The 16,073-nt window shown below is 36.6% G+C and carries 11 protein-coding genes; 4 read left to right on the forward strand and 7 right to left on the reverse strand.

From position 1 onward, the window contains the following. Position 1 precedes the first annotated feature (1 nt). Positions 2-1,225, reverse strand: a complete 1,224-nt coding sequence (locus tag CPT03_RS08575) for a DUF4374 domain-containing protein (protein ID WP_099438467.1) — start codon at positions 1,223-1,225, stop codon at positions 2-4. Positions 1,226-1,254: 29 nt separating this feature from the next. After that, positions 1,255-3,627 (reverse strand): TonB-dependent receptor, encoded by a 2,373-nt coding sequence (locus CPT03_RS08580; RefSeq protein WP_099438468.1) that lies wholly within the window; start codon positions 3,625-3,627, stop codon positions 1,255-1,257. A gap of 344 nt (positions 3,628-3,971) precedes the next feature. Here CPT03_RS08580 and CPT03_RS08585 point away from each other — a divergent pair, with 344 nt between their 5' ends. Then, positions 3,972-4,604 carry a response regulator gene (locus CPT03_RS08585; RefSeq protein ID WP_172954152.1) on the forward strand — a complete coding sequence of 211 codons (633 nt, stop codon included), beginning with the start codon at positions 3,972-3,974 and terminating at the stop codon, positions 4,602-4,604. Next, the gene (locus CPT03_RS08590) at positions 4,582-6,360 is read left to right on the forward strand and encodes a 7TM diverse intracellular signaling domain-containing protein (RefSeq protein ID WP_099438470.1); all 1,779 of its coding nucleotides are present in this window, start codon (positions 4,582-4,584) and stop codon (positions 6,358-6,360) included. Before CPT03_RS08585 ends, CPT03_RS08590 begins: the two co-directional genes overlap by 23 nt. A 45-nt stretch (positions 6,361-6,405) precedes the next feature. Here CPT03_RS08590 and CPT03_RS08595 read toward each other — a convergent pair whose 3' ends face one another. The 4 genes from CPT03_RS08595 to CPT03_RS08610 all read right to left on the reverse strand — a co-directional run bounded on the left by CPT03_RS08595 (position 6,406) and on the right by CPT03_RS08610 (position 13,133). After that, a complete protein-coding gene (locus tag CPT03_RS08595; RefSeq protein ID WP_099441052.1) occupies positions 6,406-7,914 on the reverse strand; it encodes a RagB/SusD family nutrient uptake outer membrane protein in 1,509 nt (502 codons plus the stop codon). 11 nt (positions 7,915-7,925) lie between these two features. Continuing rightward, positions 7,926-10,994: a SusC/RagA family TonB-linked outer membrane protein gene (locus tag CPT03_RS08600; protein ID WP_099438471.1), complete on the reverse strand. Its 3,069-nt coding sequence runs from the start codon at positions 10,992-10,994 to the stop codon at positions 7,926-7,928. A 330-nt stretch (positions 10,995-11,324) separates the two neighbouring features. Beyond that, positions 11,325-12,047 carry a LytR/AlgR family response regulator transcription factor gene (locus tag CPT03_RS08605; RefSeq protein WP_099438472.1) on the reverse strand — a complete coding sequence of 241 codons (723 nt, stop codon included), beginning with the start codon at positions 12,045-12,047 and terminating at the stop codon, positions 11,325-11,327. Positions 12,048-12,071: 24 nt separating this feature from the next. Then, positions 12,072-13,133, reverse strand: a complete 1,062-nt coding sequence (locus CPT03_RS08610; RefSeq protein ID WP_099438473.1) for a sensor histidine kinase — start codon at positions 13,131-13,133, stop codon at positions 12,072-12,074. A 187-nt stretch (positions 13,134-13,320) separates the two neighbouring features. Here CPT03_RS08610 and CPT03_RS08615 point away from each other — a divergent pair, with 187 nt between their 5' ends. Then, positions 13,321-13,773, forward strand: coding sequence for a hypothetical protein (locus tag CPT03_RS08615; RefSeq protein ID WP_099438474.1), 453 nt, complete (start codon positions 13,321-13,323; stop codon positions 13,771-13,773). 141 nt (positions 13,774-13,914) lie between these two features. Beyond that, complete coding sequence (bla, locus tag CPT03_RS08620; protein WP_099438475.1) at positions 13,915-14,784, forward strand: subclass B3 metallo-beta-lactamase; 870 nt, start codon at positions 13,915-13,917, stop codon at positions 14,782-14,784. Between the two features lie 7 nt (positions 14,785-14,791). Here bla and CPT03_RS08625 read toward each other — a convergent pair whose 3' ends face one another. After that, positions 14,792-15,991 (reverse strand): PQQ-dependent sugar dehydrogenase, encoded by a 1,200-nt coding sequence (locus CPT03_RS08625; RefSeq protein ID WP_157766386.1) that lies wholly within the window; start codon positions 15,989-15,991, stop codon positions 14,792-14,794. Positions 15,992-16,073 lie beyond the last annotated feature (82 nt).

Genomic DNA, 16,073 nt, shown 5'->3' on the forward strand with positions numbered 1-16,073 from the left:
ATTATTGTAAATGCTGAATAGCGGTAATTTTTCCGCCTTTTACTTCCAAACCTTTGGTAGCAGTGGCGTTGTTAGCATCTACTTTATATACCCATGTAGAACCATCTAATAAGTTCACACCGAAATAACCATATCTTCCGTCTTTAGGTGTATAGTTATTGGTAGTAAGGCCTACAATGGTAGAAACCTCAGGAAGACCGGTTACGGCAGTTACTGTCTTATCAACCACATTTACTATCGCTAAACGAATACCTGCTTTATATGCTCCTCTGGTGGCTTTGGGTTCAACATGTGCTATAAACTTATTTCCTCCGATATATAACCAGTTAGTGATTACATTACCATTTGATGCCTCCTCAAAATTCAGAAAATAAGACTGATCAAATTCAGTAGCACCAGCTTTAATACGAGTAATAGCAGACGGTTTGGTAGACGTCAGAGTACCGCTGTTAACCGCTACAGAAGAAGAGAAAGCATAAACATCACCATTTTCTACCACGCCCAAACCATCAGTAAAATATCTTCCTATAAAACTGGTTCTGGTATCTTTAATGGTCTTTTCATACTTCATTTCAGGATAAGAATACACTGCAATACCTGCATAATCCGGATATTCAGTACTGAAAGAATTGTTTTTGATTCCGAAGAAAGGCGCCCAAACCTTATTTCCAACTTGTTTAATCCAGCTAAAGTGAGCAATTTCGCCATTGCCAGTAGGCTGAACAGCGTCAAAAGTACCTTCAGATGTCTGTTTGGCAGAATTGGTATTTACTATATACCAGCTGCCTAATGTAGTGCCAGTTGCAGCAATTGTTCTTGGTAATTTAGCCATAAGGATATCATCATTTACCGGTGCAAAAGCCTGAACAGTTGCAGATACAAAATCGTTTACCTTATTCAGTTTTCCGCCTACAATATTGTATGTAGTTACGGCACCAGGATTTCCCTGACCATATAGCATACTGAAAAACTTGTTATTAGAAGTTACGTAATAACGATAGGTACCATCTTGTTCCGTACCGTTACCAAGAATAGAAACTTTTCCGGTATCTAAACTGCTAGAAGTAACCAGGTAATCGGCCACACCGGTAGATGCAACCGGAGTTACAGCAATAACAAAATTGCCCGGGTTTTCAGGAACTACCTCTTTATCTTTTTTAGAACAAGAACTTAGGACTGCAGCAAACGCCAATACTGAAAGCGTTTTGGTAATTGTTGTTTTCATATCTGTTGTTATTATTAAATTATTATTGATTATTGTGTTTTATTAATGAAATATCTGAGGTTCATATAAAAACCACGACCTGGTTTTTGTAAGCTGAAGTTGTCGAACAATGGTTTATCAGTGATGTTTCTAGCTTCAAACGAAACATTATACCTTCCATTTTTCATACTGTAAACAAAGTTTAAATCGTGCGCAAGCTGCTCAGGAACCACGTATTTATCTCCACTGGTGGTACTACTGCTGTTTCCATACGAAGGCCAATACAACCAAAATGAATGAACATAAAGCAAGTTGTAACCTATAGTAAGGTTATTACCCTTTGCTCCTACATTTTTTAATGAAACTGATACATCTGCATTTCCGAATAAATAAGGGATATTTGGCATTTGATCCAGATAAACATCACTTACCTTAGTAAATTTCTTTCCGGTTTGCGGATCAGTGGCGTATTTTTCCTGATTCCTAAGCAATTGATAAGTAACTGTAGTTCCTGCACTTAACCAATTTTTGTAAGAGTATCTGATATCTGCATCACCACCCCAGGTGTTTACACCTTCCCGGTTGTCGGCAACAGTTTTAGTTTGATTATTATTTAGGCGGTTATAGATAAAATCAGCCGAATATCTGTATACCCCATTGGCAGAAATCGAGAAATTATGCACTTTGTTTAGATTGAAGCCATATATCACTCCAAGGTTCATGTTATCACTGCGCTCCGGTTTCAGTGCCGGATTCGCCTCCTGATTTTCCAGGTCTCCAAATATTTCATTGGCCTCCGGCATCCGGTTTGTCAATTCATAAGAGCTCTTTATTTGCAGATTTGGGGTAAAATAGTAAGCTAAGGCAAGTCCGTAACCCAATTTATTTATAGTGGCCTCAGCATTTGCCGATTTTCCAATCACATTATTCTGGGTAATGTACTTTCCAAAAAAATTGGCACTCCATCTGTCATGTACATCATAGCTATATCCTAAGCCCAATATATTTTTATTCGTTTTTTTAGGTGGATCATTGACATCATTGGCAGGGTTTAGCAAATTATTGGTCTTACGATCGAATGTAGAAAACACATTGTTTACTGCAATCGACTGGTGATCACTGATTTTGTAGCTTAACATTGTAGTTGCAAGACCATTGTTATTTTTGAATTTTGAAAGTTGTCCCTCTCTTTCACCAATAGTTGCCTTAGGTGTACGCACACCATACCAATCGTAAGTAGCCTTTGCGGTATCTATTGTTTTCTCATAACCAAGATTATAGTTCGCGTTAATCGTTACGTCAAGTCCTTTAATTAAATCAGTTTTCTTGTACTTCAAGGTAGGCATGATAATGTTTCCACGTCTGTGTAACTGCCCGAATTTGGCTTCCGGACGCGCACCCGTCTGTATCTCCTTGTAATTTTGTCCAAGGGTAATCCCAAATAACAACTTATCAGCAAAAGATTTATCTACTAGCCCAACATTAGCAATCACAGTTTCATTATGGTATGTATCGTTAAATCTTTTTAGCCAAACATCTTTACCTATTACCCCGGTGTTGCGGGTACCTAATTTCATTTTATAATCATTATCAGAATAGTTTTGGAACGTGCTCAATTGTACAGTTAAGCCACTTTTGGTAGTAGCTGCAGTATTAATAACAGTCCGGTGTGTATTAAAGCTTCCGTAAGAATAAGAAGCATCCAGGTAATTTTTTTGACGGTCGCTGGTCACAATGTTCACCGCACCCCCTAAAGCATCCGATCCCAGCCACATAGGCACAACGCCTTTATATACCTCTACGCGGTCGGCAATATTTATTGGAATGTTATTGATCTGAAAAGACGATCCAAAATTATCCATCGGAATCCCATCAATGAAATAACGGATATGGCTTCCTGAAAAACCATTGATAGATAAATTAAAATTCGAGCCAACTCCTCCTGTTTCGCGTACCCTTACACCTGCAACTCTATCAAGTGCACCTGAAATATCAAGTGTTGTATTATAAAGCTTTTTAGCATCGATGGCAGTAACGTTAAAAGCCTGTCTGTTTACTTCCTGAGCCTTGGTCCGACCAATTACATTGACGGTCTCCATCTCATTCACGTCTTCATCAATACTCAAATTCAACTTTACATCTTCGCCATTGCCTATTTTAATTGATTTTTTTTGAGACTTAAAACCAACTGCACGAATCTCAACAATATAATCTCCAGGTTTAACGTTAGTGACTTTATAAAATCCGTTTTGGTCTGATATAGCTCCATAAGAGGATTTTAGAAGCTTTATGGTAGCAGCATATACAGGTTCTCCTGAGCTGCTTTTGAGTTGCCCGCTAACACTCGAAGATGTTGTTTGGGCTTTCGAAAAAATAACATAGGTACAGAGTATACCCAATAGCAAAAATTTCTTAATTTGCATGACTTTTAACTACGATTAAAGGTGAGCCGGCTTGACCGGTTAGCCACACGGGTCCGAACCGTGTGGCATTTTTTATGCTGCAAATATAGACTTATTTAGATTAAGTCCAAATAGTAACACTGATAATTATAATATATTTATCAATTGAAATCTAGCGTACATATCTCATCAAAACAAATCAGGATAAAAACTCAACTGATAGCTAGAAAGATCATGCATTAATGCGCTAATTCTATAATAATTCAAAAAGCCTTATCTTAAACGCAGGATTATCAATAAAAATTGATGACCGTGGCCGGCCATAGATTTTTATTATATTAGCATTGAAATTAATGCTATCGCTGGTGAAAAAGATTGTTATATGTGATGATCATATTCTGTTTTCGAGTGGATTAACTGAGTTGTTAAAAAAATCTGCAAATGAATATGATATTATAAGCTTTAAGGATTCAGAATCCTGTAAAAGTCATTTACAAAAACATGATGCAGATATTTTCATATGCGACCTTAACATCGATAATATAGATGGATTTGTGTTAATCTATGAGCTTAAAAAGGATCTGAACAATACAAAGATCATAATTCTAACTGCGTATTATGAAGATTTCCTGATACAGAAAGCTGAAAAAGCAGGCATTAATGCTTTTTTAAAAAAGGAAACTGAGGCCAAAGAACTTATTGAAGTAATAGAAATGCCAGTAAATGCACCGTTCTATACTAACAAAGCAGTTAAAAGATTCAACAATTTATTTCAGGAAATAGATGTAACTGTTGCCGGTAAATTTAAGCTTTCTGCCCAGGAAAAGCACATTATCAGGTTAATTATTGCAGGAAAAAGCAGTAAAGAAATTGCCGGTGAATTATTTATCAGTAAAACTACTGTAGACACCCACCGACGAAACATACACAGGAAACTGGAGATTGGCAATAGTGCTTCTTTGATTAAGTTTGCAAATGAAAATAACTTGTTTTCTTAGTTTACTATTTGTTACTGCCAGTACATTTGCCCTTGGTCAGGGTAAATTAGAAATAGATTCGAAGTATGTTATCGACAGTTCTTCTACCTGCAACATAAAAACGATTAAATCAAAAAGCTTTAAATCATTTGTTGCCAATCAGGAAATTGATATCGGTTATAACAAAAATGCATCGGTTTGGTGCTATTTTAAAATAAGAAATACGGGCCCTGTTGTAATTACAAATAGTTGGTTATGCTTTGATAATTACCATTTAGACAGCCTGGTAATTTATGAAGGGGAAAAAGTATTGAAAATATTGGGCGACCGGACCTCTTATAGGAGTGCCTTCCTGCACACGCTTGCATTCCCTATCAGTTTAGACCGCGGTAAGGAAAGAATATTCTACGTAAAGATAAAAAAGCAAATTTCGAAACTGGATTTCTCTTATCATCTTGCCGACAGTAATGAGCTGTCCGAAAAATCAAATTTAATGATCTCTGTAGTTTCATTCTTTATCGGCATTGTTTTTTTACTTATTCTTTTCAATACGATCTTGCTGCTTATCTCAAAGAAAAAGCTGTTCCTGTTTTATATCCTTTATTCAATTTTAAGCATAATCTATATTTTAATTTCTACCAATTACGCAAAACAACTCCTGTTTCCAGAGTTTCTATATTATAGCGAAGGCAGAATCTACTCATCCTGCTTTTGGATTATGGCATTAACTTCCTTTCTTTCGCATTACTTAAACCTTAGAAAGTTTGAGCCTGTAAAATACCGGATTATTCTAGGGGTGTATTCATTAAATCTTTGTTTAATTGTGGTTACTATAATACAACTATACCTGGGTAAGTATGATGGCTTAAAGCTCCCAATGTTGCTCGGCTATTTGAATTTCCTGATTGGGTTAGTTGTCATATTGTGGAGTACAATATTGCATTTAAGGATAAACAGACCTATTGCCATCTATATTCTCCTTTCCTTTTTACCACAAATGGTGTGGGGTACTTGTGTTATCTTAAATTTCTTCGGACTGATACCAGTTAGCATTAACACCGACTGGCTGGTATATATCTCATTATATGAGACCCTGTTTTTTGGTTATATATTAACCAAAAACTATATAGATACTTTTCAGACAAACAATAAACTTGTTAAAGAGATTACGATTGAAAAAGAGAGATCTCTGCAGGCAATTACTCAGGTACAGATCAGAGAACGAAGGTCTATTGCAAATATCATTCATGATAACTTTGGAAGTAAGCTTGCTTATATTCTTCAAATGATACAGCTAAAGAACATAGCATTGGCGGAGAAAAACATTAAAGTATTGGCAAGTGATATCAGAGAAATATCCCACCAGATCTTACCTAAATCTTTAGATGAAGGCGCCTTGATTTCGAGTTTAAACAGCCAGGTTGTTAGCTTAAATACGGGTCTTATTGGTGCAAAAATTGATTTATTTACTTATGATTTTCCTGAGAAAATAGAAAATGTCTGGATCTATGATCTTTACCTGATTGCTTTAGAGATTATAAATAATGCATTGAAACACGGAAATGCCAGTTCGGTTATTTTAGAACTTTATGGATACCCCGACGTCTATGTTTTTCAGTTTAGTGATAATGGTAAAGGGTTTGATTTAAATCATATATCTAAAGGATTTGGACTGGAGAACATAGAAAAAAGAATAAAATATTATAAGGGTGAATTTGAGATTAACAGCAGACCTGGAGAGGGCACTGTAATTCAGATTACAATTCCACATATGTAATATAGTGAGGCTGTCCAAAAGGACAGCCTCACTAGTTATATTACTTTAAAAACCAGTATTATTTGGCAGTAAATTAGGATTAACATTAATTTCCTGCTGAGGTACCGGAAATAACAATTGTTTTTCTGCAAAGGTAGCCCCAAAAGTAGTTTTGTGGCCAACAAAATTATCCCAGTTTCCTGTTACATCATTATGTACTTTCCTTGTTCTGACCATATCAAACCACATTTTATTTTCAAAGCAAAGCTCAAAATTTCGTTGCAGCCAAACTTCTTGTTCAAATGCCGCTTGAGGCAATGACCCTATAGGAGCAAGTTTTGCCCTGGCCCTAATGGCGTTTACATAGCCAATGGCTTTGGAATTTGGTCCTCCATCGGCCCTGTTAGAGGCTTCCGCATACATTAATTCTACATCCGCCAAACGGTATATCGTAAAGTTAAGATCTGATTTTACCGTGTTCAATACTGCATCGGTGTCGAACCATTTATAAATATAAGCTTGTCTGAAAGTAACCGTTGCACCTGTTTTTATATTTGGATAACTCCTGTAAAAAAACTGTCTTTCAGCAACCCTTTTATCACCTGCCGGGAACGATTGAATGAATTGAGGTGTTGGGTAAACAGAGCCGTATTCATCAGAATATTTAGAAATGTTCGAAAAATTAGGAATGGTTAATGGTGTAAGCGGATTATTTGAAGGGACTGATGCAGCATATTGTACCTGAAAAATAAATTCCCCTGTATTTTTATTTGCAGGTTTAATCATATCTGTATACTCCGGAAATAAAGTATAACCACCTTTTTCTATAACGTCTAAGGAACGTTTGGCCGATTCAGCATAAAATTGGTTTCCACCGTTTATGGCTGCACCAGCATAAGTTAAATATACATCGGCAAGGATTGATTTTACCGCCCCCATAGATACCAATCCTGTCGCATCTTTCCATGCAAGTGTCGATTTCTCTGCTTCCAGCAAATCGGGAATAATAATACTGTCGTATATCTCCTTTGCTGCTGTACGCGGGAAATTCAGGTTAAGGTCTTTGGGTGTTTCCGTTACTTTTGGAACAGCACCATACATGCGTACCAGGTAAAAATAGTACAATGCCCTTAGTGTACGTACTTCGGCCAGCATATTAGTTTTCTCTTCATCAGTTAAACCAGGAGCATTAATGGCTGGTATTTTTTCAAGCGCCAGATTACAAGCACCAACACCAAGGTAAAGTTGTCTCCACCAGGTATCAAAATAAAATGAGGTTGCATTGTAAGACAGATTGGAAAAATTAATGAAGCCGGTTTGTCCCAGATCACTATTTGCTTTGCCAGTCACAAACTCCATCAGGTTCCATGTATTGCCCCCATAAGACGACGGTTGGCCAGCCAACAATCCCTGTAAATTTTGATAACCTGCATTTGCAAACCCCCGGGCTACCTTTTCGCTAGATAAATCTGATTCAGGTGTAAGAAAATACGTCGGTTTTTCTTCCAGAAACTTTTTGCACGAGCATGTAAGCAGTATACATGCTACCAATATTATATTTTTTATCGTTTTCATATGAGTAAATTTTAGAATGATACCTGTAAGCCAAGATTCCATATACGCGGACGAGGATTAGAAAAGAAATCTAAATTTTGAGAAAATGCTGAATTAGAGCCATAACCTGAATTAAACGTGTCAACCTCAGGGTCATATCCTGTATACTTTGTAATGAGAAATAGGTTCTGAACACTTGCATAAACCCGTAAACGACTAAGGTGTAATTTACTTACTGTTGCTGCCGGTAAACTATAGCCTAACATAAAGTTTTGGCCGCGTATAAATGAACCATCTTCAACCCACCAGGTATCAAAATGAGAATCCTGAGCAAATCTGTAATTACGAACCTGCGAAACAGAGGTATTTTGATTTGTTGGTGTCCATGCATTTAAAACAGTTGCCAAACTATTAGAAAGTGTTTGTCTGTCTTCAACAGAGTGTTTAAAGTTAGCCGCTGTATTTACGCCTTGAACAACTCGGATATCAAATGCAAAATCCCAGTTCTTATACTTAAAATTACTGCTGAAATTCCCTGTCCATTTTGGATAAGCCTGACCTATAATACTGTAATAATTACTACCATCCGGATTATAGATGTATTTTCTATCACCAGGCTTTAAATTATGTTTTGCTGCTTCCGCACTTTCAGATTCGCTATATGTACCTAAACGTGTCATTCCATAAAAAGATCCGATAGGTTCACCTACTCTGATTACAAAATTTTGTCCCAGAAAGTTCGGTCCGGGGAAGATATCAGCATTACCATCATTCAGTTTTAACACTTTATTCTTATTGGCTGTGAACAGAAAAGTTGTTGACCACTCAAAGTCTTCATTTCTAACATTGACCGTATTTAAGCTTAACTCAATTCCTGAGTTTCTTACTGAACCGACGTTTTTGTAAACATTGGCATTTACTTGTCCGGCCGACCATGGTATTGGGGTTTGAAGTAAAAGATCTTTGGTTACCCTATTGTAATAATCGGCAGTTAGATTAATACGATCATCAAATAATCCTAACTCCAACCCTCCATCTGCCTGGATTGATCTTTCCCATTTTAGATCCGCGTTACCAATATAGCTTGGAAGCAATGTAGATTGAGCTGCACTATTTAAAACAGTTGTATTTGGCTGAATTTGCGCAAGAGAACGACCTTGTCCTATTTCCTGGTTACCTGACGTACCATAACTTGCCCTGATTTTTAAATTAGAAATTGACTTATTATCCTTTAAAAAATCTTCTTGCGAAATACGCCATGCAGCGCCTACAGAGGGGAAAAATGCATATTTATTGTTTTTCCCAAATCGCGAAGACCCATCATAACGACCCGTTGCAGTAAATAAATACTTCTCATCTATGTTATAAGTAAGACGTGCGTAGAAAGAAGCCAAAGATGACTGATCATCCTGAGATTCATTGGCACTTTTAACTGATCCGGCTTGTTGATAATGCCATTGGAATATATCGTCAATAAATGATTGAGTTTCTGACCTAACTCTCTCATAACCTGTTCGCTGAAAAGATACCCCAAGTAATGCAGTTAGCCTTTGCTTGTCATTTATCTGCTTATTCCAGGTTAAGTAATTTTCAGTTTGCCAGTAATAGTTCAAGTAAGAATTAATATTAGCTACCCCACCCTGATCTTGTGATAAATGCGGTAAATTCAATGAAGAATAAAAGTTATTCTTCTGCCCGCTTAAATTATATCCAAAATCAGTTTTAAAATCGAGGTCCTTGGTAAAATGTAATACGGCATACACATTTCCCAACATCTGCATGTTATTATTAATAGTATACCGCTCATTAGCAATATGAACCGGATTTGGCGCACCTTCTAATCCAGCAATGTCAAAATTCCCTGCCCATGTTCCATCAGGATATTTTACAGGAACAATTGGAACTTCCTCTGTTACTGCACGTGGTACGTTTAAGCTTCCATTTCCATCAGTTACCAAGCGCTGTGAACTTCTGATCAGATTTATATTTCCGCCTACTTTTAGCCAGTCTTTAAGGTCGTTATCCATTGTCATTTTAACAGAATAACGCTTAAAAGCTGAGGTTGGCGCCAGACCATTCTGGTCCAGATAGCCCAAAGACAAACTGTAAACTGATTTTTCGTTACCTCCCTGAATGTTTAATTGATGACTTTGCGAGAAAGCAGGTTTATAAGTCTCTTTCTCCCAGTTTGTATCATAAATAGGTTTGTCATTTGTATCAAATAACAATGGAAAATTTGCATGATTTAATGCTACAGGAGGTGTCCAGACTGCACCTAAGGGATCAAATTTCTGGCCATTTGCAAATGACTCATTATATACTTTAACAAACTGTTCAGAGTTTAATGTAGGTAAATGCCTGGAAAGCTCACTTATGTTCATGTTATTTTCATACGAGATTGTAGCATCACCCTTTTTCCCACGCTTTGTGGTAATCATGATTACACCATTTGCACCTCTTGATCCATAAATAGCAGTTGATGAAGCATCTTTTAATACCTCAAGCGAGGCTACATCCAGAGGGTTAACAGAGTTTGGATCTACACCCACTACCCCATCAATTACATACAACGGATCTATATTTGAGTTAATTGAACCAATACCCCTTATCCTTACCTTTGCTGCGGCACCTGGAGCAGTACTGTTTACGCTAACTTCAACACCGGTAACTTTACCCTGTAAAGCCTGGGATATATTGGCAACTGGCTTATCCATTAATTGCTCGCCCTTAACTGTAACTACGGCACCTGTAAGGTCCGATTTCTTAACAGTACCATAGCCAATTACCACAACCTCATTTAGGCCACTGGAGGATTCAGTTAATTGAATATTGATTGTTTTTCTGGCACCTACTTTAACTTCCTGAGTAGTGTAACCAGTATAGGAAAATATCAAAATATCATTCTCTCCTTTTACTTCAATGCCGTAATTCCCGCTGGCATCAGCAGAGGTAGCAAGTGTAGTTCCTTTTACCTGTATACTCACACCCGGCAGTGGACTATTGTCCTTAGCGTCACTAACTTTGCCAATAATTTTTAGCTGCGCCATCGCATGAAAGGACAGCATGGAAAATATGACCGAATAAATTATTCTTTTCATCATAATTGTAGTTTTAGAATTTAGTTTTAGTTGTTAGAATGCCCAGGTAACCCTGGAATAGTTGGATAGCTAAAACAATTTAGTCATGGAGGCAAATAATTGACCTCCACAAAGATTAGTTTTAACCTCAGGTGATTTAAATAATAATGCATAATATAGGGATTTAAGGGATATTAGAGGGGCATTATTATATACATGTAAATACATACTATACAATAAGGATATTGGTCGTTTCATACTGAAAAGCTATTTTTTACAGTTATACTTGGTTTAGACACAACTAGCGATTGATTACTTCGCTATAAATGTATCTACAATATATATAACATAAAATTAACTTCCAAATATTTTGGGAAGGTTTAAGGGCAGATTATCTTTAAAGCTTCGCCCTATAGGAATTTGATGATCATCCAATACAATACGGTTTCTTGCTAAACGTGTAATTTTCTTAATGGACACGATGAAGGATTTATGCACCCTAATAAAGCGATTGTCTGGAAAAATATCGAGCATAGCTTTAATTGAACCTTTCAATAAAATTTTTCCTGAATGAGTATAAATTATTGCATAATCCTTTAGTCCTTGAATGTGCGTAACGTCATCAAAATAGAGCTTTATACGCTGTACACCACTTTTAACAAAAATAAAATCAGTTTCTTCGGATATAGGATTATCCTCAATATTTACATTATGGGCCTTTAAAGCCAGGAGCTCAGTTATCTTTTCAATTGCCTGCTTAAACCTGTTAAAGGATATTGGTTTCAATAAAAAATCAATCACCCCCATTTCATAACCCTCAAAAGCGTAATCACGGTATGCAGTTGTAAAAATAGTAAGTGGTGGATCTTGTAATTCTTTTAAAAACTCAATACCAGTCATTTCCGGCATTTCAATATCAAGCAATAGTATATCAGCCTGGTTATTTTGTAAAAATTGCAATGCACTACGCGTATTGGTAAACAGAGATGCTGGATGTACATTATTGAAGCGTTTTAGATATCCATCCAATATTTCGAGCGCAAGTGGCTCATCATCTACTACAACAATTTTAAGCATTGTTTCCAACTTCAGTCAATTTAGTTACAACTCAATTTCCAGTCTGGCACTATAAACTTCTTTCTTATCTTCAAGCTTCAGGTCATATTTGGCCGGATAAAGCAGATCCAGACGTTTCCTTAAATTATCAAGTCCTATCCCGCCTTTACTTTTACTAATTGAAAATTCAGGTTTCGAATTCTCAATAACAACAGTTAATATTGCATTGTTTAGTGAAATATAGACATTGAGCCATCCATCTCCTGTTTGCCTGCCAAGTCCATGTTTAAAAGCATTTTCTACTAAAGGCAATAATAGCAAGGGTGCAATTTCATGCCTCTTTGCATTTATGTTAACATTTAATGAAATTGCAGATTCAGCACTAAATCTAAGCCGTTCCAGTTCAATGTAATTACTTAAATAATCAACCTCTTTTTCTAATAGCACCTTGGCATCAGTGCTATCATACAACATGTACTCCATCATTTCCGATAGCTTAAGCACCACATCTGGCGCCTGTTCCGATTTTTTAAGCGTTAATGCATACAAATTGTTTAATATATTAAATAGGAAATGTGGGTTTACCTGGGTCCGAAGAAAATTAACTTCGGCATTCAGCTTTTCAACCGTAATTTTCTGAATTATGAGCTGCTGGCTATACCAGTCCATACTTAATTTAAGCGCCAGCATCAAGCCCAGATACCAAAGCGTACTAAAAAAGTTATAGGATAAACTTTCAATTAAACGGCTATTGCGCATGGGGCCAATAACGTACCCATAGAGATAAAAATCGAACAGGCTTTGGGCAATTAAATAACCAATTACTGATGTTACAACTGCTATAGAATAAGTAAAATAACGTTTCTTTAACAGATATTTTGGCAAAAAATAATGGAGATTAAGATAAGCTATTACAATTAGCAAAGCAATCCGCACAGTTACACAAGCTACAAAGTAAGGCATACTGGCCTTGTATATAAGATATCTTTTCTCATATATAAAGAATCCCGTAATCAGTAGCCAATAGGCACTATGTATCAGGACATATTTTACAGTGAGTGTCCTTTTCGAAAATGGCAATTTAATCTGCTTATCCAGAAAGTCCATAATTACATATTATATATTAAAGGAACTTAAAAGTGTTAAGCCTGCAAAATTATTTCGACGAACGGTCTAAAAAGTAGATGTTCGTCTACTTTTTTGTTTACTGGTCTACTATTTTTTAACTGGTTGTCCTTTTCTATTAATATTGTTATCACAAAAAGTCAAGTATTTTAATCTAAAAAATTGCACCATGAAAATTACAACATTCAATCACGCGTTTATTAAGATATTTACGCTGATTACATTGTCCTTTACCACATTTGGTTTCACTACAAAATTTGGACTGGACAGTTACGAAATTTACCTGAACAACGCACTCATCTTAAAGCAATCTGTAAACCAACCCTTGAGCCTAAGAGTATTGAAACTAGAAAAAGCAAATGACAAAGATCAGTTACGCATCAAATACATACATTGCACCGTAAAAGGAGCCGGTACTGACAGAAACATTGTATTAAAAGATGAAAAAGGGAATGTTCTTAAAAATTGGATATTTGCCGATGCTACAGGTTCTGATTTAAGTATGGTAATATCAGTTAAAGAGCTATTGAAACTTGAAAAAGACAATGCAGGTCATGACCTGAGCTTGCAATATAGTGCCAAAGAACTCCCTAAAGGCCAAACACTAGCATTTCTACGTTAAATAAACACATTAATCTTCAGCTTTAACCAGGTCCGGGCACAGCATATAAAAGTTATTAAACAACATTGCAAATATTGTTATTGTCAATTGGCATAATTTTTTCTGCTAAGATGATATCTTTGTTTTTCATTATTCATAGTCATGCCCGGACCTAATTTTAAGAAAGCTGCATTAATAGCCATTATATTATTTGCCTGTCAATTTGCAAATGCCCAAGCTGTATCAACTCCTGAAAACACGCCTTCAGAGTGGTCAGCTCCTTACCAACCATTTCGAATAGCAGGTAATCTGTATTACGTAGGCACTTATGATCTCGCATGTTATCTGATCACAACATCAGAAGGAAATATACTTATCAATACAGGCCTTGCTGCCTCGGCTGATAGGATAAATAAAAATATTGAGACTTTAGGTTTTAAGCCCACCGATACGCGCATATTATTAACAACGCAGGCACATTTTGACCATATGGCCGGAATGGCAGCAATTCAACGTCTCACTGGCGCAAAAATGATGGTTAACAGAGGAGACTCATCAGTAGTAGCAGATGGAGGAAAGTCTGATTATGCCCTCTTATCTACTTTTGAACCTGTTAAAATTGACCGGGTTCTAAATAACAGAGATACTATTAAATTAGGAGCTGCGCGTTTGGTTATGCTCAATCATCCAGGTCATACTAAAGGTTCCTGCAGTTTTCTGTTTGATGTTAGGGATAAGCAAAGATCTTATCGTGTTCTAATAGCAAATATGCCTACAATTGTTACAGAAAAGAAGTTTTCAGAGGTACCCACATACAAGCAAATTGCGAGTGACTATGCCTATACGCTACGTGAAATGAAGAAATTGTCATTTGATATATGGCTTGCCTCTCATGCCAGCCAATTCAACCTTCATAAAAAACATAAACCAGGCGACAAGTATAATCCTTCTGTTTTTATCGACAAGGCTGGATATGACGCTGCACTAAAAGACTTACAACGTCAGTTTTCTAACAAAATCAAGAAGAACTAGCTTAAAACTATTTACCCGGCACAATCTTATAAATTGCACCCTTTTCTTCTTCAATCAAGTTAACAAGCATGTAAACCTCGCCGTACTGATCTTCACCAAAACTGTATATCTGCAAATATCCAGGTTCCCTGGAAATAGAAAGTTTCTCTCTTTTCCATAGCTCCTGGTTAACGTCGGTTAAAGTCCACACAGTTCCCATCAAATCTCCAAATATGTATTTACCTGAAAGTTCAGGAAGCTGCTTGCCGCGGTAAAGAAAGCCACCTGTAACACTAATACCTTCACTACGACCATAATCTGTAATAGGATTTATCCAGTTCTTTGGATCAGGATCATTAGGAAATTTCACATGTGTACCCTCTCTTACACGCCAGCCAAAATTGCCACCTTTGGTCACAATATCAACTTCCTCCCAATTATTCTGCCCTACATCTCCTGCAAACAACCTTCCGTCGACCCTATCAAAGCTAATCCGCCATGGGTTTCTGAAACCGTAAGCATAAATTTCAGGTTTTGCATTTTCCACTTTTATAAATGGATTGTCTTTCGGAATAGCATAAGGAGTTGAGTTCACATCTATCCTCAGTATTTTACCGAGCAATGTGTTTAAATTTTGCCCATTGCCATAGGTACCATGTCTGTCATTATAAGCACCCCCATCCCCTATGCTTATATACAGAAAACCATCTGGACCAAACTTTAGGTCACCACCATTATGATTAGATTCTGGTTCATTAATAACCAGAACATCCCTGGACTTGGTTTTATCAGCAAGATCACCATTTCCTGCTGACACCTTATATTCGCGAATAACACTTTGGTGATCTATGCCAGGTGTTTTAGGAATACGCTTACTAAAATACACATAGAACTTACCATTTTTAGCATATTTAGGATGAAAGGCCAGCCCAAGCAATCCCATTTCATCACTACTATTCATCATCAATACTTCGTCTGTAAAATCCAAAAAAGGCTTTGCAAGCAGTTTACCATTTTTGATTATCCTTATCTTACCTTTTTGTTCACAGATAAATAAGCTACCAGACTCATCGTTTGGTGCTGCAAAGGCTGTGGGATATAATAGCTGATCAGAAACGAGTTGAAGATTAACCTTTACAGGTGACAAACTAGCTTGTGATTTAACTTCTGTAATCGCACTTAACAGTGCAAATACAATCATTAAGGAGAGTCTCTTTGATTTCATCATGTTAATATAATGCATTTATCAATCAAAGCCTAATGAAATCATATCTCAAAAAAAACGATTATTTGGTTGATCCATGATCAAA

Source organism: Pedobacter ginsengisoli, assembly GCF_002736205.1.
Taxonomy (GTDB): Bacteria; Bacteroidota; Bacteroidia; order Sphingobacteriales; family Sphingobacteriaceae; genus Pedobacter; species Pedobacter ginsengisoli_A.

What these genes read in the sequence shown, in the direction of transcription:
- CPT03_RS08575 (WP_099438467.1), bottom strand. Translation starts at nt 1,225, where the DNA reads ATGAAAACAACAATTACCAAAACGCTTTCAGTATTGGCGTTTGCTGCA.
- CPT03_RS08580 (WP_099438468.1), bottom strand. Translation starts at nt 3,627, where the DNA reads ATGCAAATTAAGAAATTTTTGCTATTGGGTATACTCTGTACCTATGTT.
- CPT03_RS08590 (WP_099438470.1), top strand. Translation starts at nt 4,582, where the DNA reads ATGAAAATAACTTGTTTTCTTAGTTTACTATTTGTTACTGCCAGTACA.
- CPT03_RS08595 (WP_099441052.1), bottom strand. Translation starts at nt 7,914, where the DNA reads ATGAAAACGATAAAAAATATAATATTGGTAGCATGTATACTGCTTACA.
- CPT03_RS08600 (WP_099438471.1), bottom strand. Translation starts at nt 10,994, where the DNA reads ATGATGAAAAGAATAATTTATTCGGTCATATTTTCCATGCTGTCCTTT.
- CPT03_RS08605 (WP_099438472.1), bottom strand. Translation starts at nt 12,047, where the DNA reads ATGCTTAAAATTGTTGTAGTAGATGATGAGCCACTTGCGCTCGAAATA.
- CPT03_RS08610 (WP_099438473.1), bottom strand. Translation starts at nt 13,133, where the DNA reads ATGGACTTTCTGGATAAGCAGATTAAATTGCCATTTTCGAAAAGGACA.
- CPT03_RS08615 (WP_099438474.1), top strand. Translation starts at nt 13,321, where the DNA reads ATGAAAATTACAACATTCAATCACGCGTTTATTAAGATATTTACGCTG.
- bla (WP_099438475.1), top strand. Translation starts at nt 13,915, where the DNA reads ATGCCCGGACCTAATTTTAAGAAAGCTGCATTAATAGCCATTATATTA.
- CPT03_RS08625 (WP_157766386.1), bottom strand. Translation starts at nt 15,991, where the DNA reads ATGATGAAATCAAAGAGACTCTCCTTAATGATTGTATTTGCACTGTTA.